The 25,599-nt window shown below is 65.2% G+C and carries 28 protein-coding genes; 14 read left to right on the top strand and 14 right to left on the bottom strand.

Features of this window, described 5'->3' with window-relative positions:
• Nucleotides 1-251: 251 nt before the first annotated feature.
• The 6 genes from L867_RS0104300 to L867_RS0104280 all read left to right on the top strand — a co-directional run bounded on the left by L867_RS0104300 (nt 252) and on the right by L867_RS0104280 (nt 6,124).
• On the top strand, nt 252-1,379 hold the full coding sequence (locus L867_RS0104300; RefSeq protein ID WP_028735743.1) for a hypothetical protein: 1,128 nt from the start codon (nt 252-254) through the stop codon (nt 1,377-1,379).
• A gap of 198 nt (nt 1,380-1,577) precedes the next feature.
• On the top strand, nt 1,578-2,756 hold the full coding sequence (locus tag L867_RS0104295) for a benzoate/H(+) symporter BenE family transporter (RefSeq protein WP_028735742.1): 1,179 nt from the start codon (nt 1,578-1,580) through the stop codon (nt 2,754-2,756).
• Nucleotides 2,757-2,795: 39 nt separating this feature from the next.
• A complete protein-coding gene (locus L867_RS24540) occupies nt 2,796-3,065 on the top strand; it encodes a BrnT family toxin (protein ID WP_037172405.1) in 270 nt (89 codons plus the stop codon).
• Nucleotides 3,046-3,294, top strand: a complete 249-nt coding sequence (gene brnA, locus L867_RS0104290) for a type II toxin-antitoxin system BrnA family antitoxin (RefSeq protein ID WP_051438803.1) — start codon at nt 3,046-3,048, stop codon at nt 3,292-3,294. The genes L867_RS24540 and brnA overlap by 20 nt, the downstream gene beginning before the upstream one ends.
• A gap of 316 nt (nt 3,295-3,610) precedes the next feature.
• A complete protein-coding gene (gene leuA / locus L867_RS0104285) occupies nt 3,611-5,347 on the top strand; it encodes a 2-isopropylmalate synthase (RefSeq protein ID WP_408605950.1) in 1,737 nt (578 codons plus the stop codon).
• A 3-nt stretch (nt 5,348-5,350) separates the two neighbouring features.
• Complete coding sequence (locus L867_RS0104280; protein WP_051438802.1) at nt 5,351-6,124, top strand: alpha/beta fold hydrolase; 774 nt, start codon at nt 5,351-5,353, stop codon at nt 6,122-6,124.
• A 104-nt stretch (nt 6,125-6,228) separates the two neighbouring features.
• Here the strand turns inward: L867_RS0104280 and ppk2 are convergent, their stop codons facing one another.
• Nucleotides 6,229-7,329 carry a polyphosphate kinase 2 gene (gene ppk2, locus L867_RS0104275; protein WP_028735738.1) on the bottom strand — a complete coding sequence of 367 codons (1,101 nt, stop codon included), beginning with the start codon at nt 7,327-7,329 and terminating at the stop codon, nt 6,229-6,231.
• 306 nt (nt 7,330-7,635) lie between these two features.
• Between ppk2 and L867_RS0104270 the strand changes: the two genes are divergently transcribed.
• Nucleotides 7,636-8,322, top strand: coding sequence for a CerR family C-terminal domain-containing protein (locus L867_RS0104270; RefSeq protein WP_028735737.1), 687 nt, complete (start codon nt 7,636-7,638; stop codon nt 8,320-8,322).
• On the opposite strand, the gene L867_RS0104265 is transcribed toward L867_RS0104270, so the two are convergent.
• The gene (locus L867_RS0104265) at nt 8,319-9,227 is read right to left on the bottom strand and encodes a metallophosphoesterase family protein (protein WP_028735736.1); all 909 of its coding nucleotides are present in this window, start codon (nt 9,225-9,227) and stop codon (nt 8,319-8,321) included. The genes L867_RS0104270 and L867_RS0104265 overlap by 4 nt on opposite strands.
• Before the next feature lie 41 nt (nt 9,228-9,268).
• Here L867_RS0104265 and L867_RS0104260 point away from each other — a divergent pair, with 41 nt between their 5' ends.
• Complete coding sequence (locus L867_RS0104260) at nt 9,269-9,760, top strand: NUDIX domain-containing protein (protein ID WP_028735735.1); 492 nt, start codon at nt 9,269-9,271, stop codon at nt 9,758-9,760.
• Here the strand turns inward: L867_RS0104260 and L867_RS0104255 are convergent.
• Nucleotides 9,738-10,751, bottom strand: coding sequence for a glutathione S-transferase family protein (locus L867_RS0104255; protein WP_028735734.1), 1,014 nt, complete (start codon nt 10,749-10,751; stop codon nt 9,738-9,740). The two genes, L867_RS0104260 and L867_RS0104255, sit on opposite strands and share 23 nt — an antisense overlap.
• Before the next feature lie 259 nt (nt 10,752-11,010).
• On the opposite strand from L867_RS0104255, the gene L867_RS0104250 reads away from it, so the two are divergent.
• Nucleotides 11,011-11,559, top strand: coding sequence for a GNAT family N-acetyltransferase (locus L867_RS0104250; protein WP_028735733.1), 549 nt, complete (start codon nt 11,011-11,013; stop codon nt 11,557-11,559).
• On the opposite strand, the gene L867_RS0104245 is transcribed toward L867_RS0104250, so the two are convergent.
• Nucleotides 11,543-11,962 (bottom strand): GNAT family N-acetyltransferase, encoded by a 420-nt coding sequence (locus L867_RS0104245; RefSeq protein WP_028735732.1) that lies wholly within the window; start codon nt 11,960-11,962, stop codon nt 11,543-11,545. The two genes, L867_RS0104250 and L867_RS0104245, sit on opposite strands and share 17 nt — an antisense overlap.
• 134 nt (nt 11,963-12,096) lie before the next feature.
• Here L867_RS0104245 and L867_RS27270 point away from each other — a divergent pair, with 134 nt between their 5' ends.
• Complete coding sequence (locus tag L867_RS27270) at nt 12,097-12,660, top strand: alpha/beta hydrolase (protein WP_037172402.1); 564 nt, start codon at nt 12,097-12,099, stop codon at nt 12,658-12,660.
• Here L867_RS27270 and L867_RS0104235 read toward each other — a convergent pair.
• From L867_RS0104235 to L867_RS0104205, 7 genes are all read right to left on the bottom strand, one after another.
• A complete protein-coding gene (locus L867_RS0104235; RefSeq protein ID WP_028735730.1) occupies nt 12,657-12,974 on the bottom strand; it encodes a helix-turn-helix domain-containing transcriptional regulator in 318 nt (105 codons plus the stop codon). The two genes, L867_RS27270 and L867_RS0104235, sit on opposite strands and share 4 nt — an antisense overlap.
• 69 nt (nt 12,975-13,043) lie before the next feature.
• Complete coding sequence (locus L867_RS0104230; protein ID WP_232363886.1) at nt 13,044-13,466, bottom strand: type II toxin-antitoxin system VapC family toxin; 423 nt, start codon at nt 13,464-13,466, stop codon at nt 13,044-13,046.
• Between the two features lie 12 nt (nt 13,467-13,478).
• Nucleotides 13,479-13,688: a hypothetical protein gene (locus L867_RS0104225; protein ID WP_028735728.1), complete on the bottom strand. Its 210-nt coding sequence runs from the start codon at nt 13,686-13,688 to the stop codon at nt 13,479-13,481.
• Between the two features lie 71 nt (nt 13,689-13,759).
• Nucleotides 13,760-15,829: a membrane protein gene (locus tag L867_RS0104220; RefSeq protein ID WP_028735727.1), complete on the bottom strand. Its 2,070-nt coding sequence runs from the start codon at nt 15,827-15,829 to the stop codon at nt 13,760-13,762.
• 1 nt (nt 15,830) lies between these two features.
• Entirely contained in the window at nt 15,831-18,638 is a 2,808-nt protein-coding gene (locus tag L867_RS0104215; RefSeq protein ID WP_028735726.1) for a DUF4159 domain-containing protein, read from the bottom strand.
• Nucleotides 18,635-19,555 (bottom strand): DUF58 domain-containing protein, encoded by a 921-nt coding sequence (locus L867_RS0104210; RefSeq protein ID WP_028735725.1) that lies wholly within the window; start codon nt 19,553-19,555, stop codon nt 18,635-18,637. Before L867_RS0104210 ends, L867_RS0104215 begins: the two co-directional genes overlap by 4 nt.
• Before the next feature lie 23 nt (nt 19,556-19,578).
• Entirely contained in the window at nt 19,579-20,592 is a 1,014-nt protein-coding gene (locus tag L867_RS0104205) for an AAA family ATPase (RefSeq protein ID WP_028735724.1), read from the bottom strand.
• A 159-nt stretch (nt 20,593-20,751) separates the two neighbouring features.
• On the opposite strand from L867_RS0104205, the gene L867_RS0104200 reads away from it, so the two are divergent.
• Genes L867_RS0104200 through L867_RS0104190 form a run of 3 tightly spaced genes read left to right on the top strand, consistent with a single transcriptional unit; the run spans nt 20,752 to nt 23,257 of the window.
• Entirely contained in the window at nt 20,752-21,375 is a 624-nt protein-coding gene (locus L867_RS0104200; RefSeq protein WP_028735723.1) for a DUF1285 domain-containing protein, read from the top strand.
• Nucleotides 21,372-22,004 carry a CoA pyrophosphatase gene (locus L867_RS0104195; RefSeq protein ID WP_028735722.1) on the top strand — a complete coding sequence of 211 codons (633 nt, stop codon included), beginning with the start codon at nt 21,372-21,374 and terminating at the stop codon, nt 22,002-22,004. Before L867_RS0104200 ends, L867_RS0104195 begins: the two co-directional genes overlap by 4 nt.
• Complete coding sequence (locus L867_RS0104190) at nt 22,001-23,257, top strand: CCA tRNA nucleotidyltransferase (protein WP_028735721.1); 1,257 nt, start codon at nt 22,001-22,003, stop codon at nt 23,255-23,257. The genes L867_RS0104195 and L867_RS0104190 overlap by 4 nt, the downstream gene beginning before the upstream one ends.
• Nucleotides 23,258-23,378: 121 nt before the next feature.
• On the opposite strand, the gene L867_RS0104185 is transcribed toward L867_RS0104190, so the two are convergent.
• The 3 genes from L867_RS0104185 to hemF form a co-directional block, all read right to left on the bottom strand.
• Complete coding sequence (locus tag L867_RS0104185; RefSeq protein ID WP_028735720.1) at nt 23,379-23,564, bottom strand: DUF1059 domain-containing protein; 186 nt, start codon at nt 23,562-23,564, stop codon at nt 23,379-23,381.
• A gap of 141 nt (nt 23,565-23,705) precedes the next feature.
• On the bottom strand, nt 23,706-23,978 hold the full coding sequence (locus L867_RS0104180; protein WP_028735719.1) for a hypothetical protein: 273 nt from the start codon (nt 23,976-23,978) through the stop codon (nt 23,706-23,708).
• A gap of 156 nt (nt 23,979-24,134) precedes the next feature.
• Nucleotides 24,135-25,049, bottom strand: coding sequence for an oxygen-dependent coproporphyrinogen oxidase (hemF, locus tag L867_RS0104175; RefSeq protein WP_028735718.1), 915 nt, complete (start codon nt 25,047-25,049; stop codon nt 24,135-24,137).
• A gap of 166 nt (nt 25,050-25,215) precedes the next feature.
• On the opposite strand from hemF, the gene L867_RS0104170 reads away from it, so the two are divergent.
• Complete coding sequence (locus tag L867_RS0104170; RefSeq protein ID WP_028735717.1) at nt 25,216-25,476, top strand: hypothetical protein; 261 nt, start codon at nt 25,216-25,218, stop codon at nt 25,474-25,476.
• Nucleotides 25,477-25,599: the final 123 nt, after the last annotated feature.

Raw genomic sequence — 25,599 nt, 5'->3', positions numbered from 1 at the left:
TGTCGATCGAATTGAAAAGCCCCTGCCGGTGCGAGCCGGCGGGGGCTTTTCTTTTGACGGTGTCCGGCGGTCGCGCGGCGGTGCCGCGAAACGCGCCGAAGCGCGTCTCCACCATTCTTTCGGGCCAGTTTCTGACGATCGTCAAGCTCTGGCCCTCTGCCGTCTTCCGCCCGACGAAGGTCTAGCCGCATATCGTTTGACTCAGTCGATCGGGCTAATATGGTCATTGATGCAATGGGAGGCGGAGATCGATGGGGAATTTTGCCAAGGGGGTGGTCCAGCGCCTGTTTCTGGTCGCGTGTCTGGCGTTTGCAGCCGTGCATTCGGCCGGCGCGCAGGAAACGGTGTTCCGGACCTACAAGGACAATTCGGGCTTCTCCTGCGAGTTTCCCTCGGACTGGGATTTCCAGCAGGCGGAAAACACCGACCGGGTGTTTTCCGGGCAGGGCGGCACCGCCCGCGACGCCACCATCATCGTCCAGGTGATCGACCGGGCAAAGACCAGCGAGAAGACGGCCAAGGCCCAGCTCGGCGTGCTCAAGGCGCAATTGCTCGACATCCGCGACGGCCGCATCCTGAAGGAGGGCGAAGCTCCGATCGCCAGCCAGCAGGCGCCCTTCGTCATCGCCAGCTACAAGACCACCGATACGGCCGGCAAGCTGCGGACGTTCAATCATATCCAGATGGTGGTGACCGCGCCGCGCGTGTTCCTGCTGATGTCCTATTCGGCACCGGACGGGGTATTCGACGAGTATATGAAGGTGTTCGAGAACTGCTCCGCGACGCTTACGATCGGCGAGCCGGCAGCGACCGAGCCGGAAGCCGATGAGGAAGAGCCGCAGACGCCGACACCGCCGCCCGGGAACGAGGAGGAGGAGACCACCGACAAGCCTGCACCCGCAGACAACGAGGACACGATCGTCTGGCGGCGCAATTCCGATCGCGGCTTCTGGATCGCCGTGCCACGCATCTGGTCGAGCCAGATCGACGCCTCCGAACCCTATTCCCTCGACATGCGCCATCCCGACCGGGTGGAGGGCGTGATCGTCTGGGCGCTGGATCTCGACCAGAGCACCAAAGCCAAGGATTTCGCCGATGCCTGGGAGGAAAACCTCGCCGACAAGATCTTCTTCATGAACGAGCGGCTGGCAAAGCCGGCGGGCGAACATCCGGGCGTCGGGCTGCCCAAGGTGCCGGTGGTTATGCGCCAGTATCAGGGCGAGGTGAGCGGTGCGACGGTGCAGAGCATCGCCGCTTATGTGGTCTACAAGAAGCGGGGCTACACCATTGTGGGCTATCATTTCCTTGGGGACAGCAAGGGCCAGAAACGCGTTCAGGACGCGGTGATGAGCTTCCGGTTGGCTGCGCCCGACAATTGATCCGGCGTCTCGCAGGCCCGGGCCTCTCCGCGAGGTCCCGGCAAAGGGCGGGATCGCATTGTTCCTCTCCTCGACGGATGGAGCGGATGGCCTGACGGCGGCGCCTTGCCGTACCCGTTTGCCGCGCGCCCGGCTTGCCAATCGGGTCGATCTTTGCTGTTGGTGAACGATTGTCATTCTCGTTCCCCCGGGCTTCCTATGTTCAAAGACCTTTCGTTCCAAAGCTTTTTCATGGGCTGCCTGACGGCCTTCGTCGGCTTTGCCAGCTCGTTTGCCGTGGTGTTGCAGGGTCTCAAAGGCGTCGGCGCAACCGATTTCGAGGCGGCTTCCGGGCTGATGGCGCTTTCCGTGTCGATGGGGCTCTGCGCGATCGTCTTGAGCGCCTGGACGAAGCTGCCGGTGTCGATCGCCTGGTCGACGCCGGGGGCGGCGCTGCTGGCGACCGCCGGCACGGTCGAGGGCGGTTTTGCCGCCGCCGTCGGCGCCTTCCTGGTCTGTGGGGTGCTGATCGTCATTGCCGGGCTGTTCCGGCCACTCGGCCGGGCGGTTGCGGCAATCCCGGCGCCGCTCGCCAATGCCATGCTGTCGGGCGTCATTCTCGGCCTGTGCTTTGCCCCGTTCAAGGCGATCGCCTTCGATCCGATGCTCGGCCTGCCGATCCTCGTCGCCTGGGCGGCGGTGCTGGCCTTCAAGCGGCTCTATGCCGTGCCGGCGGCATTGCTCGCCTTCGTCATCGTGATGGTGTTCGGCGTGGACTTGCCGGAGGGCGCGATGGCGACCTGGGCGCAGTCGCTCGCGCCGCCGATGGAGCTCGTTGCCCCGGTCTTCACCTTGCCGGCGCTGATCTCGATCGCGCTGCCGCTGTTCATCGTCACCATGGCTTCGCAGAACATTCCCGGCATCGCCGTGCTGAAGGTCAACCACTACAATCCCAATCCCGGGCCGCTGTTTGCCGTGACCGGGCTGTTTTCGCTGTTTTCCGCGCCGTTCGGCGGCCATGCCGTCAACCTGGCGGCGATCACTGCGGCGATGTGCGCCGGCGAGGACGCCCATCCCGACCCGAAGAGGCGCTACTGGGCGGCGATCATCGGCGGCGTCGGCTATATCGTTCTCGGCCTTCTCGCCGGTGCGGTCACCGCCTTCGTCTCGCTCGCGCCGCCGATCCTGATCCAGGCGGTGGCGGGTCTGGCGCTGATCGGGGCGTTTTCCGGCTCGGCCGTTGCCGCCTTCAAGGAGCCGGAAACCCGCGAGGCGGCGGCCGTCACCTTCCTTATCACCGCGTCCGGCATATCCTTTGCCGGGATCTCCGGTGCATTCTGGGGGCTGGTGGCCGGGGGATTGATGCTGGGCGTGTTACGGCTGGCTCGCAAGGGTTGAAAGTCTCGATTTTCTCACGCGGCCGTGATTTGATCGGGCATGGAGTTCGAATTCGATCCGGCCAAGAGCGAGGCAAACAGAGCGAAACACGGAATCGATTTCGTGGCGGCGCAGGAACTGTGGTATGATTTATTTGGTGTGGATGCCGATGCTGCATATGTTTTGGAGCCCAGACGGGTTCTGATCGGTCGCATTGAGGGCGTTTGCTGGACGGGGATCTACGTTCAACGCGGGGACCGGATCCGGATTATCTCCGTCCGCCGCGCAAGGGTTCAGGAAAGGCGTCGTTATGAAGAAAATCAGCGCTGAGGAATTCGACCGCAAGTTCGATGATGGTGAAGACATCAGCGAATATGTGGACTGGAGCAAGGCGAGCCGCCCCAATCTTGAACCCGTCTCGATGACGGTTACGGTGACGCGCGGGACGATGCTCCAGTTGGAGCGTCGGGCGAAAAAACTCGGGCTGTCACGCGATGCACTGCTGGAAGTGTGGCTGAGAGAAAAGTTGGGAGACCTCTCGGTTGCCGCCGCCGAATAACGGGCTTGCGCGATTTGCCGTCGCGCGTTATCTCTCTTCCATCATGACCCATTTCGGCTCGACCCTGTTTGCGACTCTGAAAGCTGACCGCGCTGCGGCCGGTTTCGTCGCGTCGGCGCCAAACTCGCTTCTTCTTAGCCTTATCCGCGGTTGCCGGGTCCTTTGAGGAGCGCCCGGCGGCCGGATAGCCGCATGGCTCAGCTCCTCGAAGCAAATCCCGTACACTGAGACTATTTGGCCGACTTGAGGCCAGCATTTGCCGTCGCAAAACCGCGCTTGATGCGCTAAGAGCCGGGCAGATGCGGAAGAGGAAGAGATGAACGACATGACCATGAAATCCGGTGCCGGCGTTGTGGGAATGCCCGAAGCGGCGACCAAGTACCACCCCTATCCGCAGATCGACATCAAGGACCGCACCTGGCCATCGAGGTCCATCACCAAGGCGCCGATCTGGTGCTCGGTGGACTTGCGCGACGGCAACCAGTCGCTGGTCAATCCGATGGGCCACGACCGCAAGGCCCGCATGTTCCAGTTGCTGATCGAAATGGGCTTCAAGGAAATCGAGATCGGCTTTCCTTCGGCCTCGCAGACCGATTTCGACTTTGCCCGCTGGTGCGTCGAGGAAGGCAATGTGCCGGACGACGTGTCGTTGCAGGTGCTGGTGCAGTGCCGGCCGGAATTGATCACGCGCACCTTCGAGGCGCTGCAGGGGGCCAAGCGGCCGATCATCCATTTCTACAATTCCACCAGTGAATTGCAGCGCCGCGTGGTGTTCGGCAAGGATGTCGCCGGCATCAAGCAGATCGCCGTCGATGCGGCCAAGATGATCACCGACATGGCGGCAAAGGCCGCCACGGGTGAGAATGGCGGCTTCCGCTTCGAATATTCGCCGGAGAGCTTTACCGGCACCGAGCTGGACGTGGCGCTGGAGATCTCCAATGCCGTCATCGATATCATCAAGCCGACGCCGGACAACAAGCTGATCCTGAACCTGCCGTCGACCGTCGAGATGGCGACGCCGAACATCTATGCCGACCAGATCGAATGGATGTGCCGCAACATCGACAATCGCGAGAACGTCATCATCTCGCTGCATCCGCATAACGACCGCGGCACCGGGATCGCGGCGACCGAGCTCGGCCTGATGGCCGGCGCCGACCGCGTCGAGGGCACGCTGTTCGGCAATGGCGAGCGTACCGGCAATGTCGACATCGTCACGCTGGCCTTGAACATGTTCACGCAAGGCGTTGATCCGAAACTGGATTGTTCCGACATCGAGCGGATCAAGGCGGTCTATGAATATTCCAACCAGATGACCATTCCGGAGCGCCACCCTTACGTCGGCGAACTGGTCTACACGGCGTTCTCCGGCTCGCACCAGGATGCGATCAACAAGGGCATGAAGGCGCGGCGCACGGCCAATTCGCCGGTCTGGGAAGTGCCCTATCTGCCGATCGACCCGCAGGACGTCGGCCGGACCTACGAGGCGATCATCCGCATCAACTCGCAGTCGGGCAAGGGCGGTATCGCCTACATCCTGCAGGAAGACTACGGCATCAACCTGCCGCGCGCGCTGCAGGTGGAGTTCCGCGAGGACATCCAGCGCATCACCGACGAGGAAGGTGTCGAACTGCCCTCAAAGCGGATCTACGAGCGATTCATCGAGCGCTATGTCGAGCAGCCCGGCGGGCGCCTGAAGTACGTCGATCACCACACCTATGCCGACCCGGCGCAGAAGGGCCGCCGCATCGTCGCTGCCGAAATCACCGACGGTGGAGAGACGAAGCGGATCGAAGGGCAGGGAACCGGCCCGATCGACGGCTTCATCAACGCGCTGTCGAGCTATCTGGGCATCGAGCTGACGGTTGCCGACTATTCCGAGCATTCGCTGCAGCACGGCTCCAACGCCTCGGCCATCGCCTATGTCGAGGTCGTGCATCCGGGCGGCAAGCTGTTCGGCGCCGGCATCAACACCAATATCGTCGCGGCTTCGCTCGAGGCGATCGTCTCGGCGGCAAACCGGGTTCTCGACGAACGCGCGACGAAGGGCTGAACCATGGCGCTCCACGCGGTGGTGATCGGAGATGTGAGGAGCGCACCGCCGCTTGTGCTGTTGCACGGTTTCGGCTGTGGGGCTTTCGTCTGGAAAAAGGTCATGGCGGGGCTTGGTCCCGCCCTGCCGGTGATTGCCTATGACATGCCGGGCCATGCGGGCTCGCTCGAAGCCGACGGGATAGGCGGGGCGGGCAAGATGGCCAAGGCCATCCGCAACGATCTCGACCTGCGCGGCGTCACCGCCTTTCATGTCGCCGGGCATTCGCTCGGCGGCGCCACGGCGGCGCTTCTGGCGCTGCGCGAGCAGAAGCGGGTCTTGAGCGCGACGCTTCTGGCGCCCGGCGGCTTCGGACCCTCGATCAACCACCGCCTGCTGTCCCACTATGCCCAGGCCGAGACCCATCTCGACCTGATCTGGGCGCTGGAGGGTATGTCCGGCTTCAATGCGACGATCGACGACGACCTGGTCGATGACATGCTGGCGATCCGGCACCAGCCGGGCGCGCAGGCCGCGTTCGAGCGCATCTTCGAGGCGATTACCTTCGTGGCGCCGAGCGGCGAACGGCTGCAAGGCGAGCTGCCGCTCGAGGCTCTGGCCGGCTTGACCATGCCGATCCGGGTGGTCTGGGGCGGGGAGGACTGCATCCTGCCGTCATGGCAGGCGGACCGGCTGCCCGCCAATATAGCGCTGACCAGGATCGCCAATGCCGGCCATATGCTGATTGACGAATGCCCGGAGGCGGTGGCCGCCGTGCTTCGCGAAATGACAGCCTGACCTATCGGTGCTTCGCGGCTTCTGGCCGTGATCGCAGGGCATGGTCTATCTGACGGCCCCGGTGGGGCCGTCAGCATTTCTGAGCCAGTTGGTGAGCGTTGAGCCTAATTGGCGCCGAACGTATATTCGCCGCGCTCGTGGATCGTGTTGGCCCGGCCGACCAGCAAGCTGTCGACGCGCCCGATCCTATCCGGGTTCTTGCCGGTATAGGGCAGGGAATGCAGCACGTAGCGCATGGCGTTGAGGCGGGCGCGCTTCTTGTCGTTCGACTTGATCACCAGCCAGGGCGAATCCGCCGTGTCCGTGTGGAAGAACATGGCTTCCTTGGCCCGGGTATAGTCTTCCCATTTGTCGAGGGAGGCGAGATCGACCGGCGAAAGCTTCCATTGCTTGAGCGGGTGGACCTTGCGTTCCTTGAAGCGACGGCGCTGCTCATCCTGGCTCACCGAGAACCAGAACTTGATCAGGTGGATTCCGCTGCGCACCAGATTGCGCTCGAACTCCGGCGCTTGGCGCAGGAACTCGCGATATTCCTCCTCGCTGCAGAAGCCCATGACCCGCTCGACGCCGGCCCGATTGTACCAGCTGCGGTCGAAAAGCACGATCTCGCCGCGGGTCGGCAGGTGCTCCACATAACGCTGGAAGTACCACTGGCCGCGTTCGACGTCGCTCGGCTTTTCGAGCGCGACGACGCGGGCGCCACGCGGATTGAGGTGTTCCATGAAGCGCTTGATGGCGCCGCCCTTACCGGCCGCGTCGCGTCCCTCGAAAAGGATGATGAGTCGCTGGTTGGTCTCCTTCACCCAGGACTGGAGCTTCAGCAGCTCGGTCTGGAGAACGAACTTCTCGTGCTCGTAGTCGCGACGAAGCATCTTGTACTTGAAGGGGTAGCCGCCGTCCCGCCAGTCGTCGGCGAGTTCGTCGCTGCTGATCCGGGGATGGCCCGAGGGTTTCGGCAGGCCGAGACCCTTTCGCAAGCGGTTCGCGTCGTCGGGCGAGGCACCGGCGATGATCGCCTCGATCCCCGCTTGAAGCTCAACGCCGTCGGCGCCGTCGCCGGCGATCTCTTTCATGGCGGACAGCTCCGCTTCCTGCGCCGCTTCGCTGCGCTCGTCGGCCAAGCTGATCTCAACGACGGACGGAAGCCCACCGTCTGCGTTCGCGTCATTCTTCGTGGTCAGGTTGGGGGTGTTCTTGTGCGCCATGACTCTCCTCTCTGTGTGTTGTCGCGCCGTGGCAAAGCGACATGCGTCGCCCCGTTCACGGCTTTCGCTTGTTGGGAACTCCCGATGCTGCGCCGACCCGGTAGGGCTTCAGCAGACATTACTAATGCTATTAGGCGCTTTGCCAATCCGGCCAGCATTGACTTGGATCAAGAATTGAATGCTGCAATCTCCCACCTTGGCAGGCTGGATGGGTTTTGTCCGCGCGGCTCCGGGTTGCGAGAGGGCAGTTGAAATTCCTGTCGTTCCCTCCTAATCAATCGACTGATTACTCGCCGGGAGGAGTGCATGGCCAGACAGCTATCGGGGGCGGCCGCCACACGGGCATCGCTGATCTCTGCGGCGCTCGAGCTGTTCGGCAATCACGGTTACGATGCCGTATCGACGCGTCAGATCGCCGACCATGCGGCCGCCAATATCGGCAGCATCGCCTATCATTTCGGCGGAAAGCCGGGCCTGAGGACGGCATGCATCGAATATGTGATCGGGGTCGTTCTCGAATCGCTCGGCGCTTCGCTGACGCAGCCATTGCCGCCGATGCTGACGCCGGACGAGGCGCTTGATCTTCTCGACGGCATGATCGGCACGCTGATCCTGATCGGCTCGACGCGGCCGGACGCCGACCGGATCTCCACCTTCATGACCCGGGAACTGGTCGTGCCGGGCGAGGTCGACGGCCTGCTCTACGAGAAGATGGCGCAGCCGCTGCATGAGCGTTTCTGCCAGTTGTTCGCCATTGCCGTCGGCCGTCCCGGCGATGCCGATGCGCTGTCGCTGACCGTGTTTTCGCTCATCGGCCAGGCCGTGTTCTTCCGGATCTGCAAGCCGGTCGTGGTCAAGCGTATGGGCTGGTCCGGTTTCGGGCTCGACGAGGCGCAGGCGGCCATCGCGGTCTTTTCCGACAACCTGCGGGCGGTCGTCGCCCGCCACCGCGAGCGCAACAGAATGCTTCAATCGAGTCAGGAAACGCTTTAACCGAACAGGATCTGGTGATGCTCGTGGCGAAGTTTGACGGCGGCGTCGAACAGGCCGTAGCGGTCCCATTTGAGCTTCCACGCGCCGGGTTCGCCGCTGATCGAGAAGAGATTGTATCCGGCCGGCGGTTTCGGTGCGCCGGGGCCTTGCGAGGCCGAGGCGATGCCTACGACGGGCACGCGCCTGCCGTGGGCGTCAAGCCAGTAGAGCGTGTTGAGATGGGTGTGGCCGTGCAGCACGAGTTCGGCGCCGCCCATGGCGATCGCCGCGGCGAAGCGGCGGATGCCGATCATGCGCTTGTGGGAGGCGGCGGCCCCCCGGATCGGCGGATGATGGATCATCACCACGCGAAACAGGCCTTCCTCGCCGGCTGCCTTCAGCAGTGCCACCGTCTCGCGCGCCTGGCGGGCGCTGAAATAGCCGGTGGCGGAGAAGGGGGGGGTGGCGATCGAGGTGGAACAGCCGATCAGGGCCACGGGGCCGCGGCGGCGGATATAGGGAAACAGCTTGTAGCCTTCCCGCCAGATCAGCGGGTCGTCGTCGCCGCGCATGTAGTCGTACCAGGCCTGCACCGCCTTGTCGTGAGCGCCGGGCACATAGGCGTCGTGATTGCCGGGTACGACCGAGGTGTCGAGCGGCGCGCCGGCCTGGCGCAGCCACTCGGCGACCAGGCGGATCTCGATGCCGGAGGCGAGGTTGACCATGTCGCCGGTGATGGCCAGATGGTCCGGCTCGTGCCGGCGCAGGTCCTCCATCACCAGATCGAGCGCGTTGGTGAAAAGATGCTTGCGCCGGTTGCGGTGCCAGTTCACATAGCCGGTAATGCGCTTGGAAGCCAATTCGCGGATGGTCAGGTTCGGGAGCGGGCCCAGGTGAACATCGGATATATGCGCGAGCTTGAACATGGCGCCACTCTTAAAGACGCGGCGCGACGGGAGCAAGAAGAATGAACCAGCAAAAGGGCCTGGATGAGGGGACGGGGCTGCGGCGGCGCCTGTTGCTGAAGGTGCTGCACAGCTATTTCGCCATGTCGCGCGGCATGACGCTCGGCGTGCGCGCCGCCTGCTTCAACCCGCAAGGCGAGATTTTTCTCGTGCGCCATTCCTATGTTCCCGGCTGGTACATGCCGGGCGGCGGGGTCGAGCGGCACGAGACGGCCTTCGAGGCGCTGGAGAAGGAACTGCGCGAGGAGGGCAATCTCGAGCTCACCGCCCCGCCGCAGCTCTTCCATGTCTATTTCAACCGCCGCATCAGCCCGCGCGACCATGTGCTGCTCTATCGCACCGAAGTGACCCAGACTGCGCCGCGGCTCGCCGACCGCGAGATCGTCGAAGCCGGTTTCTTCGATCCGCGCGACCTGCCGAAGGACGTAACCTCCGCCACGCTCCGGCGGCTCGCGGAACTGAGCGGCGAGGTCAGCCCCGCCGATATCTGGTGAGTTCCGGCGTCTCCGCCAGCGCGTCCCGCCCGTGCGGGCGATCGAGGTCGAGGGCAGGGCCGACGGGCACGACGCCGGTCGGATTGATCGTCTTGTGGCTGCGGTAATAGTGGTGCTTGATGTGGCGGATGTCGACCGTTTCGGCGACGCCCGGCGTCTGGTAGAGGTCGCGGACATAGGCCGAGAGGTTCGGATAGTCGACGATCCGGCGGATATTGCACTTGAAATGGCCGACATAGACCGGATCGAAGCGCACCAGCGTGGTGAACAGCCGCCAGTCGGATTCGGTCAGGCGCGCGCCGAACAGGTAGCGGCCGGTGGCGAGGCGCTCTTCCAGTTCGTCCAGCATGGCAAAGAGCGGGATGACGGCGCTCTCATAAGCGGCTTGAGTCGTGGCGAAGCCGGCCTTGTAGACGCCGTTGTTGACGGCGTCATAGATGCGGGCGTTGAGCGCGTCGATGTCGCCGCGGAGGTCGTCAGGGCAGTAGTCGGTCTGCGAACCCGTCAGGCCGTTGAAGGCGGTGTTGAACATGCGGATGATGTCGGCCGATTCGTTGGAGACGATCGTTCCGGTCTGCTTGTCCCACAGCACCGGCACGGTGACACGGCCGGAATAGGCCGGATCGGCCTTCAGGTAGATCTGGTAGAGGAAATCCGAGCCGAACAGATGGTCGACGGTGGCGCCGTCGCGATCGTGGAATTCCCAGCCGTTCTCCAGCATCAGCGGATCGACGATCGACAGCGAGATCAGGCCTTCGAGGCCCTTCAGCTTGCGGAAGATCAGGGTGCGGTGGGCCCAGGGACAGGCGAGCGACACATAGAGATGGTAGCGCCCGGCCTCGGCCTTGAAGCCGGCGCTGCCCGTCGGGCCGGCCGAGCCGTCGGCAGTCACCCAATTGCGGAACTGCGCCTTGGAGCGCTCGAAATGGCCGGCGGTGGATTTCGTGTCATACCAGACGTCGTGCCAGACGCCGTCAACGAGCATGCCCATCGGCGCTCTCCTGTCAGTTGTTCATGTCCTGCCCCATAGATACGCCTCGCCGCGCATATTGGGAGATGCCAAGGGGTGAACACTGCGTTTTTCCATTGGACGGCTGCAAAATTTGCTGCTATCCGGGATTTCGCAAAAACGGATGACCCTTTTTCCATGACCGCACCACGGACCCTGCGACGACGCTGATGCTTCCCGAACGCCCTTGCGGCGTCAACGAGAACCCATATCTCCGTCTGTCCTTACGGTCCGCTCATCCATGAAAAATCACGACCTTGTCTACTTCACCGAGGATGCGTCGCATGACGCTGTCATCGAACACATCAACGAAGAAGCTTTTGGCCCCGGCCGGCATACCCGCGCGGCTGCCCGCATCCGCGAGCAGGGGCCGCATGACCGGCACCTGTCCTTCATCTGCGCCGACGACGGCGAGACGATCGCCTCGGTGCGTATGACGCCGGTGATTGCCGGAACGGTCAAGGGCCATCTGCTCGGGCCGCTCGCCGTCCGTCCCTCGCACAAGAACCGGGGGATCGGCCGGGAACTGGTGCGCATCGCCATCGAGGCGGCGCGCCGCGCCGGCTCCGAAGCCGTTATCCTGATCGGCGATCCACCGTATTACATGCCGCTCGGCTTCGAGAAGGTGGCGTACAAGGCGCTGGATTTTCCGGGTCCGGTCGATCCGGCACGGGTGTTGGTCGTGCCGCTCGGCGCGGACGTGCATGAACGGCTGAACGGCCTGATCGCCTGGCGGCCAATGGACGACACGGCCGAGGCCGCCGCCGAGGCGCTCAGAAGAGCTTGCTGAGCCAGGTGATCGCAAAGTCGCCGGTGAAATTGTCGAGCGTGCCGCAGACCGAATAGCCCTGCCGCTCATAGACGCGGCGGGCGTCGGGATTGATCGTGTCGATATAGGCGCCCTTGCAGCCGCGGACCTTCGCCTCGTTCTCCGCCCTTTGCCGCAGCGCGCCGGCCAGCCCCTGGCCGCGCCGGTGCTCCGGCACGAACAGCATTTCCACATAAAGCCAGCCGCGCCCGGTATAACCGGCAAGGCCGCCCTCGGTCTGTCCTTCGGCATTGGTCAACGGAATGAACAGGTCGCGCCGGTCGGTCGGCCCGAGCAGGGCATTGTTGTGCGCCTTGATCCCGGCGAGGATGGTTTCGCGGGCGTCGTCGGGGACGGTGTCGGAGAGGGGGAGGGGGAGGCTCATGGGGTGAGGTTAGGGGGAAATGGGGCCGGTGTCGATGGGGGCTGGCGGCACGATCAACGGCAGATTGCCGAACATTGTCGGCCTGAGTCAACTCTGCTAGCTGGGTTCGAGCCCGTGTCGATGGAGTGGCGACCTTGAGACTTGTTACCTTTCATGGTTCAGCCCAGGATGAGACTGCCTTGTCTGCATTCGCTCATGAGGTTGCGCCAAACTGGCCGCATCTGGCGCCGACGGGGCCGATAGCCTCCGGAGAAGGATTCACATTCACCACGCGCCGTCCTGACCGCAGTATTGATACAAGTGCGGTCGTTGCGCTTGCCAGAGAAACGCTGTCCCCGACGGGTGACCTGGGAGCAATGGGCGGAAGCTTGGTGGCGCTTGGCTATTCCAGCGGGGCCATATTTATCTCGGCCCTGCTGTCGATCGCACCTGAACGGTTCGCCGGTGCTGTATTGCTACGCCCGGAGCCACTTGCGGATGATTTCGTGTTCCCCACGATGGCTGCGATGCCCGTTCTCATCCTGTCTGGCAAGAACGATGACCGACGGAAGCCATGCGCTGCGCTCCGGCTGGCCATGCAGCTTTCAGATGCCGGCTCGATAGTGACACATCATGCGCTTGAAGCGGGGCATGGATGGGCGCCGAACCGTGCAGATGCGATTCTGACCCGCTCGTGGCTCAGCCAGTTTTCTGCCTAGGACGCAGTGTGCGAGGTGACCTTGTCGAGCGGTTGCACGGACAAGCGCATGCCCATGCTGCGAAGCAGGGCGCTCAGGTTGCGTAGTTCCGGATTCCCTGTTTCCGAGAGGATCCGGTAGAGTTGCGTCGGGTTCAGTTCTGCCGACTTCGCGACGGCGGGCAGGCCGCCGAAGGCCTTGGTCATCTGGCGAAGCGTCACCAGCAACTCACCCTGATCGCCGTCTGCCAGGATCGCGTCGAGCGTGGCAGCCGCCATCTGCGGATCATCTCGGAAGAGATCCGCCATCGCATCGTCATGGCTGCGGTCTTTCATCAACATCACTCCTTCAGTCGGTGCGAGAGCGGCTTTCCGCTTGAGTGTTGGCGTCGTTGGGAACGGTATTCAGCAAACGATAACGTCCAAATAGGAGGGAGAAGCGATCCTCAGCATGACAGAATCGCGCGTAACGACGGCGAGTTTCTTCAATCGGGCAGTGGCGATCAGATAGCAGTCGCCCGGATCCTTGTGGCCCGTATCGGTCACCACTGCGGCTGCTTCGCAGGCAATTCTCTGGTGGATCGGAACGATGCGTGCCTTTGTTGCCGCCACAGCTTCTGAAAACCATCGGGACGGTGATTTCGTGCCGAGGCTTGGCGGGTCCCTGTGTGGAGGTTTGCGCGACGCGATCGACAATTCCCAAGCCGTGATCGGCGACACGTAGAGTGTGCTGCTAGCCTGGTTGTTGGCGATTGCGATCAGCGCTTCTTCCGACAGTGTACCTGCGGCCGTAATCAGCCAGTAGAACGTGTGCGTATCGAGCAGCACGCCGGCCAAAGATCAGTCCTTCTTCACTGGCTTCTGCAGATTGTTGGAATCTTGTTTCAGGGCTTGCGCGGCGATCGGCTTGGTAAGGTCGACGTCCTTTTTCAGAGGCAGTGGCGATGAACTCATCGAGTTTGCGCCGCGCACTTCGATGAAGCGGCCGCTATGTGAATCGCGCACCACCCATTTTCCCGTCCGTTCTTGCTTCAGGTCTGCCTTCGTCATAGCCGTAAAATAGCGCAAAATTGCTCACTGTGCCAGCATTCAACGTTCCAGCCACGCCAGACCCCGCGCGCCTACCTTCCCTCCCTCCACCACATCGCCGACATCGCCAAGAGCAGCACCGCCAGCCCGGCAAAGCCGGCAAACAGCGGCAGCGTATTGACGCCCTTCAGCACCGTCTCGTCGGTCAGGCGCACAAGCAGGCGGCGGTCGTCGGCGATGCGGACGTCGCCGCGGACGGGGAGGATGTCGGGGAGGCGCAGGCCCCCCTTGCCGTCGTCGAGGCGGGCGATCCTGCCGCGGGTCTCGGTGGCGATCGGTTTCAGCGTGTCGAGCGTCGAGACCATGGCCTTGAACTCGGGTGCGTCGACCGCGCCGACATGGACGAGGGTGGAGAATTCGCCATTGGCGATGGTGAAGAGGCCGGTCTCGTCCATGCGCTTCTCGCCTCGATAGAGGCCGGGGGCGGTTTCGGTGAGTGCCAGCGTCTCGGTCTTTCCCGACGGCGTGCGGATGGTGGCGGCGCCCGGATCGCCGGCGATCGTCTGGCGGGTCACTTCCAGCGTGCGGCCGCTCGCGCGGGCCTTCAGCGCCTCTTCCTCGAGCTCCGGCTCCTTCATCAGCCAGTGGGCGATGCGGCGATAGAGCGAGACATGCGGGCCGCCGCCTTCGAAGCCGCGGGCCCAGAGCCAACCCTGGTCGGAGAGCAGCATGGCGACGCGGCCTTCCTCTGCGCGGTCGAGCACCAGAAGCGGACGGCCGTCGGCGGCGGTCATCACGGTTTCGCCGCGCGGCGGGTCGACGTCGACGCTGCGGAACCAGCGGCCCCATTGCGGCGGCTCGATGGCCGATCCGTCGAGCCCGCGGGTGACGGGGTGGCGCTTGCCCTGGTCGGAGAGGCGCGGATAAAAAGCCGCCTCGTGCATGTTGCCGGTCGGGGCGGCGGGAAGCACGGAGGCGAGCGGGGTTATCGCGATCGAATCCTCGCCGGCATGTTCGGGGCCTGCGGCGATCAGCAGGGCGCCGCCCTTCTTCACGTATTCGGCGATGTAGTCGTAATAGAGGATCGGCAGCACGCCGCGGTGCTGGTAGCGGTCGAAGATGATCAGGTCGAAATCGTTGATCTTCTCGACGAAGAGCTCGCGCGTCGGGAAGGCGATCAGCGACAATTCGTTGATCGGCGTGCCGTCCTGCTTTTCCGGCGGGCGCAGAATGGTGAAGTGCACCAGGTCGACTGCGGCGTCGGATTTCAAGAGGTTGCGCCAGGCGCGCTCGCCGGCATGGGGCTCGCCGGAGACGAGCAGCACGCGCAGGTTCTCGCGGATGCCCTCGATCAGGTGGATCGCCTTGTTGTTGACCTCGGTGACCTCGCCGGGCGTGGCGGCGACGGCGAATTCCAGCACATTGTTGCCGCCGCGCGGCACCTTGAAACCGAAGGGCGTCTCGACACCGGGTGTGGCGTTGAGCGTGGCGATCTCCTCGCCGTTCAAACGCACGGTGACGGTGGCGGGCGTATCGGTGCGGCGGCCATCGTCGAAGACGCGCAAGGTCAGTTCCTGGTCCTCGTCGACGATGCCGAAGCGCGGCGCGCGCAGCACCTCGATGCGGCGGTCGAACTCGTCGGCCTTGCCGGTGACGAGGCCGTGGACGGGCGCGTCGAAGCCGAGCGCCTGGCCGGCGGCGGGCGCGTCGTGCACCTGTCCGTCGGTGATGAAGACGGCGGCGCCGATGCGCGCCGGGGGCACGTCGGAGATGGCCGAGGCGAGCGCCTCGAACAGCCTCGTCGAGGGCGCGTCGGAGGTGGCGGGATCGCGCACTTCGACGATGCGCGGCTCGATGCGGGTAAAGCGCGATAGCCGGTCCTTGAGGCCTTCGAGCGCCGCATCGGTCATGGCGGTGCGCTCCGGCGTTTCCTGGCTCTGGCTGCGGTCGACGATGACCGGCACGACGGTGGAAAGCGCCTCGCGGTCCTCCTGCATCAGAAGCGGATTAGCGAGCGCAGCGAGGACTGCGGCGGAGGCGATAAGGCGAATGCCGGTGCCGCGCACGCCGCGGGCAAAGCCCGCCGTGGCGAGGATGAGGGCCAGCACGGCAAGGGCCAGCAGGACGAACCACGGAACGAAGGGGGCAAACTGGAGTGTCATGTCACTGCCCCAGCCGTTCGAGGAGGGCCGGCACATGGACCTGGTCGGCCTTGTAGTTGCCGGTCAGCATGTACATCATGATGTTGACGCCGGAGCGGAAGGACATTTCGCGCTGCATCTCGTCCGGCGGCACGGTCGGCAGGACCGAGGCGCCGTTCGCGTCGATCGCCCAAGCGCCGAGCATGTCATTGCCGGTGATCAGGATCGGCGAGACGCCGTCGCCGGTGGAGGCGACGCCGCTGTTGGAGGTCTTGGCCTCCTGGCGCGCCTCGACCCAGAGCGGGCTGCCGGTGTAGCGGCCGGGAAAATTGGTCAGCAGATAGAAGGACCGCGTCAGCACGTGGTCGGAGGGCACCGGCTCCAGCGGCGGGATGTCGATATTGGCGAGGATCGCCTGCAGCCGCTCGCCATTGGCGCTCGGGCCGCTTTCGTCGCCAAGCGCGGAGAACTGGTCGCGCGTGTCGAACAGCACGGTGCCGCCGGCACGCATATAGGCGTCGATCCGGCTGATGGCGGCGGCAGACGGCATGGGGGCGGTTGCCGAGATCGGCCAGAAGATGATCGGGTAGAAGGACAGCTCGTCCTTGGTGATGTCGAGGCCGACGGGCGGGGCCGGCTCCAGCGTCGTGCGGTAGGTGAGGAAGTCGGTGAGGCCGCGCAGGCCGTTCTCCGACAGCTGGTCGACCTCGGCCTCGCCGGTGACGACATAGGCCAGATGGGTGTTGTCGAGGCGCTCGAGGATCACCGCGTCGCCGGGCTTTGCGTCGTCAGCCGTCGCGCGGTCGCCCGGCGCGAAGAGCAGCACGGAAGCGAGCGCCACGACGGACGCGGCCGCAGCGCGGCGCGGCAGGCGGGAAAAGGCGCCGCCCATGAACAGCACGACCAGGCTGTCGATGATCAGGAGCGCGAAGGCCAGCGACAGCAGGATCGGCTTCAGCGGCATGGCGGCGGTGCCGGCCAGCGGTTCGCGGGTCACGGCAAGCGCGGTGTCGACTTTCAGCGGCTTCAGCTCGGCGCCGGCGGGCAGGAGGTTCAGTGCGGCAAAGCCGTCCTCGGTGCCGTAGAGCCCGGGCGGGTTGTCGAAGGTCGCGGAGGCCGGGCGCGCTTCGCCGAGATCGAGCGGGCGGGCATTGCCGGTTTCGGCAGTGAGCGCGCCGCGCTCGGTGAGCAGGCGGAAGGGTGCAAGCGTTGCTCTGGCTGCCGGATCGGCATTGGCCGCGGCGGTGCCGGCGCGCGACATCTGCACCACCCGGCGCAGCATTTCGACGAATTCGCCGGAGATCGGCAGGTCGGACCAGGTGGCCTCGGCGCTGACATGGAATAGCACGGTGCGCCCTGCGCCGGTTTCGCGGACGGTGACGAGCGGCGTGCCGTCGGCAAGGCTCGCCCAGGTGCGCTCAGCCAGATCCGGGGTCGGCTCGGCCAGCACCTGACGCTTGATCAGCACGCCGTCCGGCCTCGGCATGCCGGCAAAGGGGCCGAATTTCGGAAAATCGGCGAGCGGCTGCGGCTCGGCCCAGGAGAGCGCACCGCCGAGTTCGCGTTCGCCCTGGCGCAGGATGACCGGCACCAGCGGATCGCCGACAGGTGCGGCGGCGAGGCGGGGTCCGGCAAAACGGATGAGTGTGCCGCCTCCCGCGATCCAGGCCTGCAGCGGCTCGTAGACCGATTCCGGCAGGCGGCCGATGTCGGCCAGCACGATGGCCGAGGGCTTCTGCGCCAGGATTTCCGGCACGGAGACGGCGAGATCGGCGACGCCGGGCTTGATCAGGTCGGCATAGGGCGCCAGCGCCCGCTCGATATAGTAGAGCGGCGACAAGAGCGGCTGGAAATTGTCGCCGGCATCGCCGGAAATCAGCGCGACGCGGCGGCGGCGGAAACCGTCGTCGAGCAGGTGCGTCGCCCCGGCCGTGGCAAGGCCGGCAATCGACAGGCGGGCAAAGTCGTTGCGCAATTCGAACGGAGCGGCGATCTGGCCGCTGGCCACGGTTGCTCCGGCGGTAAAGTCAACATTGCCGGAGGCGATGACGCGGCCCTGGCGGTCCTGGGCATCGACGATCAGGCTCCGGGCGGCGCTGCCGTCTAGGCGCGACAAGGTGACGGTCAGCGCGTCGGCGCCGTTCGATGCGCCGGTAATGGCGGTTGCGGCGGCGTTGTCGCCCTCGACCAGGCGGAGTTGTGCCGGCGAAAGGTCGGCCAGGCCGGCCATCAGGTCTTCCTTGTCGTCGGCGGCGATGCCATCGGAGAGGACGGCCAGCGTGCCGGGCCTCGTGCCATCAAGCGCTGCGCGAAGGGCGTCGAGAGCGCGGACGCGGTCGGGGCGCAGCGGCTTCGGACTTGCGGCGCGCAGTCGTTCCAGGGCGGCTGCAGCGCCGGCCGGCACCGCGTCGTGGCTGGCATCGGCGGTAAAGACGATCGAAACCGGCAGGTCGCGGTCGCTTGCATCGCCGATCAGGGCTTCGGCGGTCGCGACGCGGCGGTCCCAGTCGGCGACGGTCGCCCAGCCATTGTCGACGACGAGCACCAGCGGGCCGTCGGTCGAAAGCGAGGCGTTGCGCGGGTTGAGCACCGGGTCGGCCAGCGCGAAGACTACCAGGGCGGCGAGCATCATCCGCAGCAGCGTCAGCCACCACGGGCTCTTCGACGGCGTCTCGTCGCGTTTCAAGACCCCGGCGAGGATGCGCAGCGGCGGGAAGACTTCGGTCTTCGGGCGCGGCGGGGTGAGCTTCAGCAGCCACCAGATCAGCGGCAGGGCGGCCAGCGCAATCAGCACGGCGGGGGTGGCGAAGGCGAGCGGCAAAGCGTTCATGGTGCTGTGCTCCGGCCGGTGAGCGGCGGCGTGCCGGAGAGATACATGTGGACCGCGACCAGTGCCTCGGAGGCGAGGCGGTCCGTCGAATGGTGGACGAAGCTCCAACCGAGCCGGCGGAGCTGTTCACCGAGGTTTTCGCGCCGGGCGAGATAGGCGCGGCGATAGTCGTCGCGCAGCCCCTCGGCGCGGCCGGAGACGAGCTTCTGGCCGGTTTCCGGATCGGTGAATTCGGTACGGCCGGTATAGGGGAAGCTTTCCTCGGCCGGATCGGCGATCTCGACCACATGGCCGCGCAGTCCACGGCGGGCGAGCGGCGCGATCTTCTCCATGATCGCGTCGGCGTCGTCGAGAAAATCGCCGATCAGCACGATGTCGCTCGCGCCGCGGATCATCGCCGTATCCGGCAGGCCGCCCGAAAGGGGGGTATGAATGATCGCGGTCGCCAGCCGTTCGGCGGCGTTGCGGGCCGAGGCGGGCTCCATCACGCCCGGGCAGCCGATGCGTTCGCCGGAGCGGGCGAGGATTTCGGCGAGCGCCAGCATCAGCACCAGCGCACGGCTTTCCTTGGAAACGGAGGCGAGCGTCGACTTGTACATCATCGACGGCGAGAGATCGGCCCAGAGCCAGACGGTATGGGCGGCCTCCCATTCGCGGTCGCGGATATAGGTGTGGTCGTCGCGGGCCGAGCGGCGCCAGTCGATGCGGGCGAAGCTTTCGCCTTCGGCATAGGGGCGGAACTGCCAGAAGTTCTCGCCGATGCCGCGCTTGCGCCGTCCGTGCCAGCCGGCGATCACCGTATTGGCGATGCGGCGGGCCTCGACCATGCAGTCGGGCACGAGGCTGGCGCGCTGGCGGGCGCGGGTCAGCGCGTCCCCGGCGGGGGTCTGCTCGACGATCTGGCCGATGGCTGCCACGTGTCCGCGATCCTTCCCGGTTTCTAGCTGCGTGCCTGCTTCACCAGTCCGGCGATCACGTCGCGCACCGACATGCCCTCGGCGCGGGCGGCGAAGGTGAGCGCCATGCGGTGTTCGAGAACGGGTTCGGCCAGCGCATGGACGTCGTCGAGCGAGGGGGCCAGACGGCCTTCATAGAGCGCGCGGGCGCGGGCACAGAGCATCAGCGCCTGCCCGGCGCGGGGGCCGGGACCCCAGGCGACCGCCTTGTCCGTCTCGGCATTGCCGTGGCCGGGGCGGGCGGAGCGGACGAGCGACAGGATGCCGTCGACGACGCTGTCGGAGACCGGCATCTGGCGGATCAGTTTCTGGATCTCGATCAGGCGGGGGGCGGTCAGGACGCCGGCCGCCTTCTGGTCGCTGACGCCGGTGGTTTCCAAGAGGATCTGCCGTTCGGCGGCCAGTTCCGGATAGCCTACGTCGACCTGCAGCAGGAAGCGGTCGAGCTGGGCTTCCGGCAGCGGATAGGTGCCTTCCTGCTCCAGCGGGTTCTGGGTGGCGAGCACATGGAAGGGGGCGGGCAGGTCGTAGGGCCGGCCGGCGATCGTCACCTGATACTCCTGCATCGACTGCAGCAGCGCCGACTGGGTGCGGGGGCTTGCGCGGTTGATCTCGTCGGCCATCAGCAACTGGGCGAAGACCGGACCCTTGATGAAGCGGAAGGAGCGCCTGCCGTTCTCGTCCTGGTCCATGACCTCGGTGCCGAGAATGTCGGAGGGCATCAGGTCGGGGGTGAACTGGATGCGGTTGGCATCGAGGCCGAGCACGGTGCCGAGCGTGGTGACGAGCTTGGTCTTGGCAAGGCCCGGCACGCCGACCAGTAGCGCATGGCCGCCCGACAGGATGGCGAGCAGGGTATTCTCCACCACCTTTTCCTGACCGAAGATGACCTTCGAGACGGCCAGACGCACGGCGGCAATGTCTGCGAGGGCCTTTTCGGCGGCCGCGATGATAGCCTTTTCGTCGAGGGCGGCATCCGGGGTTGGCATCAGGCCCATGGTCTTCTCCATCTGGTTTTGCCGTCGCGGCCGAATCGGGACGGTCTTCCCGACAGCGGCACATGAAACTAACTTATTCCCCAACGGGCGGCTGACAAGCGCGTTTCGAATGACTATCTCGTGACATAACACTGATTAGGCACCAACCGGGACCCAAAGATGGCAGGCGACACGCTGAAGGCGACGACGGATGCGGCCGGACTGGCGGCGATGATTTCGCGCGCGGCGGCGCAGACGGCCGGCGGCAAGCCGAGCCTGCCGCCCGTGGAGCGCTGGGAACCGCCATTCTGCGGCGATATCGACATGGAAATCCGCGCCGACGGCACCTGGTTCTACATGGGCACGCCGATCGGCCGTGCGCCGCTGGTGCGGCTGTTTTCGACGGTGCTGCGCAAGGACGAGGACGGCAAGACCTATCTCGTAACACCTGTGGAGAAAGTCGGCATCCGCATCGAGGACGCGCCCTTTCTCGCCGTCGAGATGAGCGAGAGCGAGCGGGACGGGAACAAGCTGCTGACCTTCCGCACCAATGTCGGCGACGTGGTCGAGGCCGGGCCGGACCATGCGCTGCGCTTCGTCGTGCATGGCGAGAACCATGAGCTCAAGCCTTACCTGCATGTGCGGGGGCGGCTGGAGGCGCTGGTGTCGCGCGCCGTCATGTATGACCTGGTGGAGCAGGGCGAGACGGTCGAGATCGACGGGGTCGAGATGTTCGCGGTCCGCTCGGGCGGGGCACTCTTTCCGGTGATGCCGGCGGCAGAACTCGAGCGGCTGTCGAAATGAGCTTCGACATCTATTCCGCCGCCGACTTCCGCCACCGGGCGCTCAACCAGATCGGCGCGCCGATCGAGCATGCCTGGCGCGACCACGGCGACCACATCCTCAATCCCGAAGGGCTGATCGAGATCGAGGGGCTGAAGCTCAAGGATGCGGCCGTTCTGGTTCCGGTGGTCGACGATCCGGACGGGGCGAAGGTGATCCTCACCCAGCGCACGGCGACGCTGCGCAAGCATTCCGGCCAGGTCGCCTTTCCCGGCGGCGGCGTCGACGAGGGCGACCTGTCGCCTGAGGTCGCGGCGCTGCGCGAGGCTGAGGAGGAGATCGGGCTCGATCCGTCCTTCGTCGAGACGGTCGGCCGGCTGCCGCAATATCTGTCCGGTACAGGCTTTCGCATCGTGCCTGTGCTCTCGGTGGTCCGGCGCGGCTTCGTCATCGAGCCCAATCCCGACGAGGTGGACGCGGTGTTCGAAGTGCCGCTGTCCTTCCTGATGAACCCGGACAATCACCAGCGCGACAGCCGCACCTGGCAGGGGATCGTCCGGCATTTCTACGTGATGCCCTATGGCGAGCGCCATATCTGGGGCATTACCGCCGGCATCATCCGGACTCTTTATGAAAGGCTCTATGCATGACCAACCTGTCGAACGAGACCTGGTTCACCGATCCGGCGCTGCAGCGGCTGTTCGCGCTTCTCAATGCCGACGGCGGCGAGGCGCGGGTGGCGGGCGGGGCGGTGCGCAACAGCCTGATGGGCCTGCCGGTCGCCGACATCGACCTTGCAACCACGCTTCCGCCCGAGACGGTGATGGAGCGCGCCAAGGCGGCCGGGATCAAGGCGGTGCCGACCGGGATCGACCACGGCACGGTGACGCTGGTGCTCGACGGCATGGGCTTCGAGGTGACGACGCTTCGCCGCGACGTCGAGACCGACGGCCGCCGCGCCAAGGTGGCTTTCGGCGAGGATTGGCAGGAGGACGCCGAACGGCGCGACCTGACGATCAACGCGCTCTATGTCGGAGCCGATGGCGAGGTGATCGACCTCATCGGCGGTCTGCCGGATGTCGAGACCAAGACCGTGCGCTTCATCGGTGACGCGGACACACGGATCGCCGAGGATTATCTGCGTATCCTGCGCTTCTTCCGCTTCTTCGCCCATTACGGTGGTGGGCGGCCGGATCCGGCGGGCCTCAAGGCCTGTTCGCGGGCCAAGGACAAGCTTTCGACCCTTTCGGCGGAGCGGGTCTGGGCGGAGACAAAGAAGCTGCTGTCGGCCCGCGATCCGGGCCGCGCGCTGTTGTGGATGCGTCAGTCCGGCGTGCTCGGGGCGATCCTGCCCGAAACGGAAAAATGGGGCATCGACGCGATCCCCGCGCTGGTTGCCGCCGAGCAGGCGCTCGGATGGGAGCCGGATCCGATGCTGCGGCTTGCCGCGATCGTGCCCAAGGATGCCGAGCGGCTGGCGGCCCTTGCGCAACGTCTGCGCCTGTCGAATGCCGAGGCCGTCTTCCTCGACCGGTTTGCCCGGGCGCCAAAGCCGAACGGCGAGGTGACGGATGCAGCCTTCGACCGCGAACTCTACCACCTCGGCAAAGACGGCGTGGTCGCGGCCTTGAAGATCGATCTCGCCACCGCGCGCAGCAATGCCGCCGTCGACCCGAAGGCCATGGCGAAGACCGGCCGGCTGTCGGTGCTGCTGAAACGGGCGGAAAAATTCGAACGGCCGGTCTTTCCCTTGAGCGGCGCCGACGTGCTGGCGGCCGGGGCTTCCCCGGGACCCAAGGTGGGTGAAACGCTGAAAGCGCTGGAGCAGGAATGGATCTCGTCCAACTTCTCCTTCGACCGGGCGAAGCTGCTCGCCCGGGTAGATGACCTCGTCAGGAACTGATTCAAGTCGTTGCGGAAACGATTCCGTCAGGCCGGCCAAATGCCTGAAACTTAAACGGTTTCGCGGCGGACCTCAGATGTTGAATCAAGCGCGCCCGGGAGCCGCTGCGGCCCCTGGCCTTTCAGGCGGCTTTTGCCTGATCGGTGATCCGGGCCTTGATATTTCCGACCATGGTTTCGCGGATGACCGTTTCGCCGTGCGCGGTCCGCATGTGCTCGACGGAGCGGCGAACGACTTCCGCTTCCTCCTCGGCGCGGGTGTGCCAGGGGCAGCCCGGAACCAGTGAACCGCATTCAAACTGCCTCATGTCGCATCTCCTCTTCGACTGGGTTCAATGCGTCGGAGCATATCATGAAACGCTAATCAGGCAAAGACGGGACACGCCCAGCGGGCATCAGGGGCGCCGACGAGCGCCCTCTGCCGCTTTGCAAAGATGCGGCCGGACTGCCTATTCCGGCATGGCCCAGGCGCGGAACACCGAGCCGTTGGCCTGCGGGTGACGGCGGCGGGAGGCACCCTCGATGTCGTTGGCGGCGGCGAGATCGGTCAGGTCGCGACCGCCGAGGCCCAATTGAACCTGCTCGACGAAATAGGCGTGCGGAAGATCGACGCCGCTCGTCGCACGCAATTGCTCGGCGAGGCGATCGATCAGTTCGGGCGCGTCGAGCGCCCGGTCGGTGGCTGCGGATTGCTGGGGTGGAATGCTGCTCGGGTAGGCCATCGCGCTTCTCCTCCATATTCCCATGAGAAGAATAACACGGTGGCAGTGCATTCCAAATGCAATTTAGTGTCGCAGGCCCGGGTAGCCAAAATCATGCCGGAAAACCGCCTTTGGCGGGCCTTGCGTGCTTGCTGGATGGCGTTCCGGCCCCTCAGTTCAGGGCCAGCGCACCACCGGCGGCATGGAGGACAGGATTGATTCGACATTGCCGCCGGTCTTCAGGCCGAAGATCGTGCCGCGGTCGTAGAGCAGGTTGAATTCGACGTAGCGGCCGCGGCGGACCAGTTGCTCGTCGCGGTCCTCTTCGGTCCAGGGCTGGTTGAAGTTCGACCGGACGATCTTCGGATAGACGAGATTGAAGGCGCGGCCGACGTCCTGGACGAAGGCGAAGTCCGCGGCCCATCCGCCCCGCTCCTCCGGCGAGTGCAGCCAGTCGAAGAAGATGCCGCCGATGCCGCGGGCTTCGTTGCGATGGGGCAGGAAGAAATACTCGTCGCACCAGGCCTTGTAGGCCGCATAGTCGGCGACGGCGGCGTGGCGGCCGCAGGTGATCTCCATGGCACGGTGGAACAGGCGGCTGTCCTGGTCCTCCTGGGTGCGGCGCCGATCGAGCACCGGGGTCAGGTCCGCGCCGCCGCCGAACCACTGGCTGGTGGTCACCACCATGCGGGTGTTCATGTGCACGGCCGGCACGTTCGGATTGACCGGATGGGCGATCAGCGAGATGCCCGAGGCCCAGAAGCGCGGATCTTCCTCGGCACCCGGCATGGTCTTGCGAAATTCCGGGGAGAATTCGCCGTGGACCGTCGAGGTATGCACGCCGACCTTCTCAAAGACGCGGCCTTCCATCATCGACATGCGGCCGCCGCCACCGGCGCCGCCGTCGCGCTGCCAGTCCTTGGCCGTGAAACGGCCGGGCGGCTGGTCGGCCAGAGGGCCGGAAAGCTCGTCCTCGAGCGCTTCGAAGGATGCACAGATCGTGTCGCGCAGGCTCTCGAACCAGGACCTTGCCGCCTGCTTCTTGTCTTCGATGTCGTCTGGCAGGCCTTTCGGCAGGTCAGGTCTTTGCATGGCTTCCCCCTGGGCATCAGCCCATGCGTGGCGACTCGTCGCCCATCGCAGATTTGGAATTATCAGGACGGCCCGGTCTCGAACAGCGGCGCGGCGGCCACGTCCCCGAAAATCGACTCGCAAAACCGGAAAGGAGGCATTATTTTGCAGGCTAGCGAGGTGTTTCATGACGAGAATACCCGGTCCTCCGCCGCTCGACGGCCTGAAAAAGCGCATTGCCAGCCACCGGTTGGCCAAGGCCGGCCGCGACGGCGGACAATTCGTGCGCGAAACCTTCTGCCTGACGCGCGACGAGGCGCGGGCCAAGGCACGGGAATGGTTCGACAGCTTCCCCAAAGCAGCCTACTGGACGGAAGTGGAGAGCTGGCGCCAGCTCGACGGCGACCAGATCGAGTTCACCATGCGCCGGCTGCCCTCGGCGGACTGACGTGTGGGGGCCCCATCCGGGTCGCGCCCCGCATTTCGCAGGTTTTGCCGGCCATCGCTAAAATTCTAACGATTTCTTAAAGCGCATATCAAGTCGCCTCTGGCATGTTTGCCATAGTTGACG

Source organism: Paenirhizobium selenitireducens ATCC BAA-1503, from assembly GCF_000518785.1.
GTDB classification, from domain to species: domain Bacteria; phylum Pseudomonadota; class Alphaproteobacteria; order Rhizobiales; family Rhizobiaceae; genus Allorhizobium; species Allorhizobium selenitireducens.
Note: the sequence above shows the minus strand (reverse complement) of the source record. Positions and strands in the feature narration are given on the sequence as shown.

What these genes read in the sequence shown, in the direction of transcription:
- L867_RS0104200 (WP_028735723.1), top strand. Translation starts at nt 20,752, where the DNA reads ATGGCAGGCGACACGCTGAAGGCGACGACGGATGCGGCCGGACTGGCG.
- hemF (WP_028735718.1), bottom strand. Translation starts at nt 25,049, where the DNA reads ATGCAAAGACCTGACCTGCCGAAAGGCCTGCCAGACGACATCGAAGAC.
- ppk2 (WP_028735738.1), bottom strand. Translation starts at nt 7,329, where the DNA reads ATGGCGCACAAGAACACCCCCAACCTGACCACGAAGAATGACGCGAAC.
- L867_RS0104170 (WP_028735717.1), top strand. Translation starts at nt 25,216, where the DNA reads ATGACGAGAATACCCGGTCCTCCGCCGCTCGACGGCCTGAAAAAGCGC.
- L867_RS0104250 (WP_028735733.1), top strand. Translation starts at nt 11,011, where the DNA reads ATGAAAAATCACGACCTTGTCTACTTCACCGAGGATGCGTCGCATGAC.
- L867_RS0104300 (WP_028735743.1), top strand. Translation starts at nt 252, where the DNA reads ATGGGGAATTTTGCCAAGGGGGTGGTCCAGCGCCTGTTTCTGGTCGCG.
- L867_RS0104295 (WP_028735742.1), top strand. Translation starts at nt 1,578, where the DNA reads ATGTTCAAAGACCTTTCGTTCCAAAGCTTTTTCATGGGCTGCCTGACG.
- L867_RS24540 (WP_037172405.1), top strand. Translation starts at nt 2,796, where the DNA reads ATGGAGTTCGAATTCGATCCGGCCAAGAGCGAGGCAAACAGAGCGAAA.
- L867_RS0104225 (WP_028735728.1), bottom strand. Translation starts at nt 13,688, where the DNA reads ATGACGAAGGCAGACCTGAAGCAAGAACGGACGGGAAAATGGGTGGTG.
- L867_RS0104255 (WP_028735734.1), bottom strand. Translation starts at nt 10,751, where the DNA reads ATGGGCATGCTCGTTGACGGCGTCTGGCACGACGTCTGGTATGACACG.
- L867_RS0104180 (WP_028735719.1), bottom strand. Translation starts at nt 23,978, where the DNA reads ATGGCCTACCCGAGCAGCATTCCACCCCAGCAATCCGCAGCCACCGAC.
- L867_RS0104185 (WP_028735720.1), bottom strand. Translation starts at nt 23,564, where the DNA reads ATGAGGCAGTTTGAATGCGGTTCACTGGTTCCGGGCTGCCCCTGGCAC.
- L867_RS0104270 (WP_028735737.1), top strand. Translation starts at nt 7,636, where the DNA reads ATGGCCAGACAGCTATCGGGGGCGGCCGCCACACGGGCATCGCTGATC.
- leuA (WP_408605950.1), top strand. Translation starts at nt 3,611, where the DNA reads ATGAACGACATGACCATGAAATCCGGTGCCGGCGTTGTGGGAATGCCC.
- L867_RS0104245 (WP_028735732.1), bottom strand. Translation starts at nt 11,962, where the DNA reads ATGAGCCTCCCCCTCCCCCTCTCCGACACCGTCCCCGACGACGCCCGC.
- L867_RS0104280 (WP_051438802.1), top strand. Translation starts at nt 5,351, where the DNA reads ATGGCGCTCCACGCGGTGGTGATCGGAGATGTGAGGAGCGCACCGCCG.
- brnA (WP_051438803.1), top strand. Translation starts at nt 3,046, where the DNA reads ATGAAGAAAATCAGCGCTGAGGAATTCGACCGCAAGTTCGATGATGGT.
- L867_RS0104220 (WP_028735727.1), bottom strand. Translation starts at nt 15,829, where the DNA reads ATGACACTCCAGTTTGCCCCCTTCGTTCCGTGGTTCGTCCTGCTGGCC.
- L867_RS0104215 (WP_028735726.1), bottom strand. Translation starts at nt 18,638, where the DNA reads ATGAACGCTTTGCCGCTCGCCTTCGCCACCCCCGCCGTGCTGATTGCG.
- L867_RS0104235 (WP_028735730.1), bottom strand. Translation starts at nt 12,974, where the DNA reads ATGAAAGACCGCAGCCATGACGATGCGATGGCGGATCTCTTCCGAGAT.
- L867_RS0104190 (WP_028735721.1), top strand. Translation starts at nt 22,001, where the DNA reads ATGACCAACCTGTCGAACGAGACCTGGTTCACCGATCCGGCGCTGCAG.
- L867_RS0104260 (WP_028735735.1), top strand. Translation starts at nt 9,269, where the DNA reads ATGAACCAGCAAAAGGGCCTGGATGAGGGGACGGGGCTGCGGCGGCGC.
- L867_RS0104195 (WP_028735722.1), top strand. Translation starts at nt 21,372, where the DNA reads ATGAGCTTCGACATCTATTCCGCCGCCGACTTCCGCCACCGGGCGCTC.
- L867_RS0104265 (WP_028735736.1), bottom strand. Translation starts at nt 9,227, where the DNA reads ATGTTCAAGCTCGCGCATATATCCGATGTTCACCTGGGCCCGCTCCCG.
- L867_RS0104205 (WP_028735724.1), bottom strand. Translation starts at nt 20,592, where the DNA reads ATGGGCCTGATGCCAACCCCGGATGCCGCCCTCGACGAAAAGGCTATC.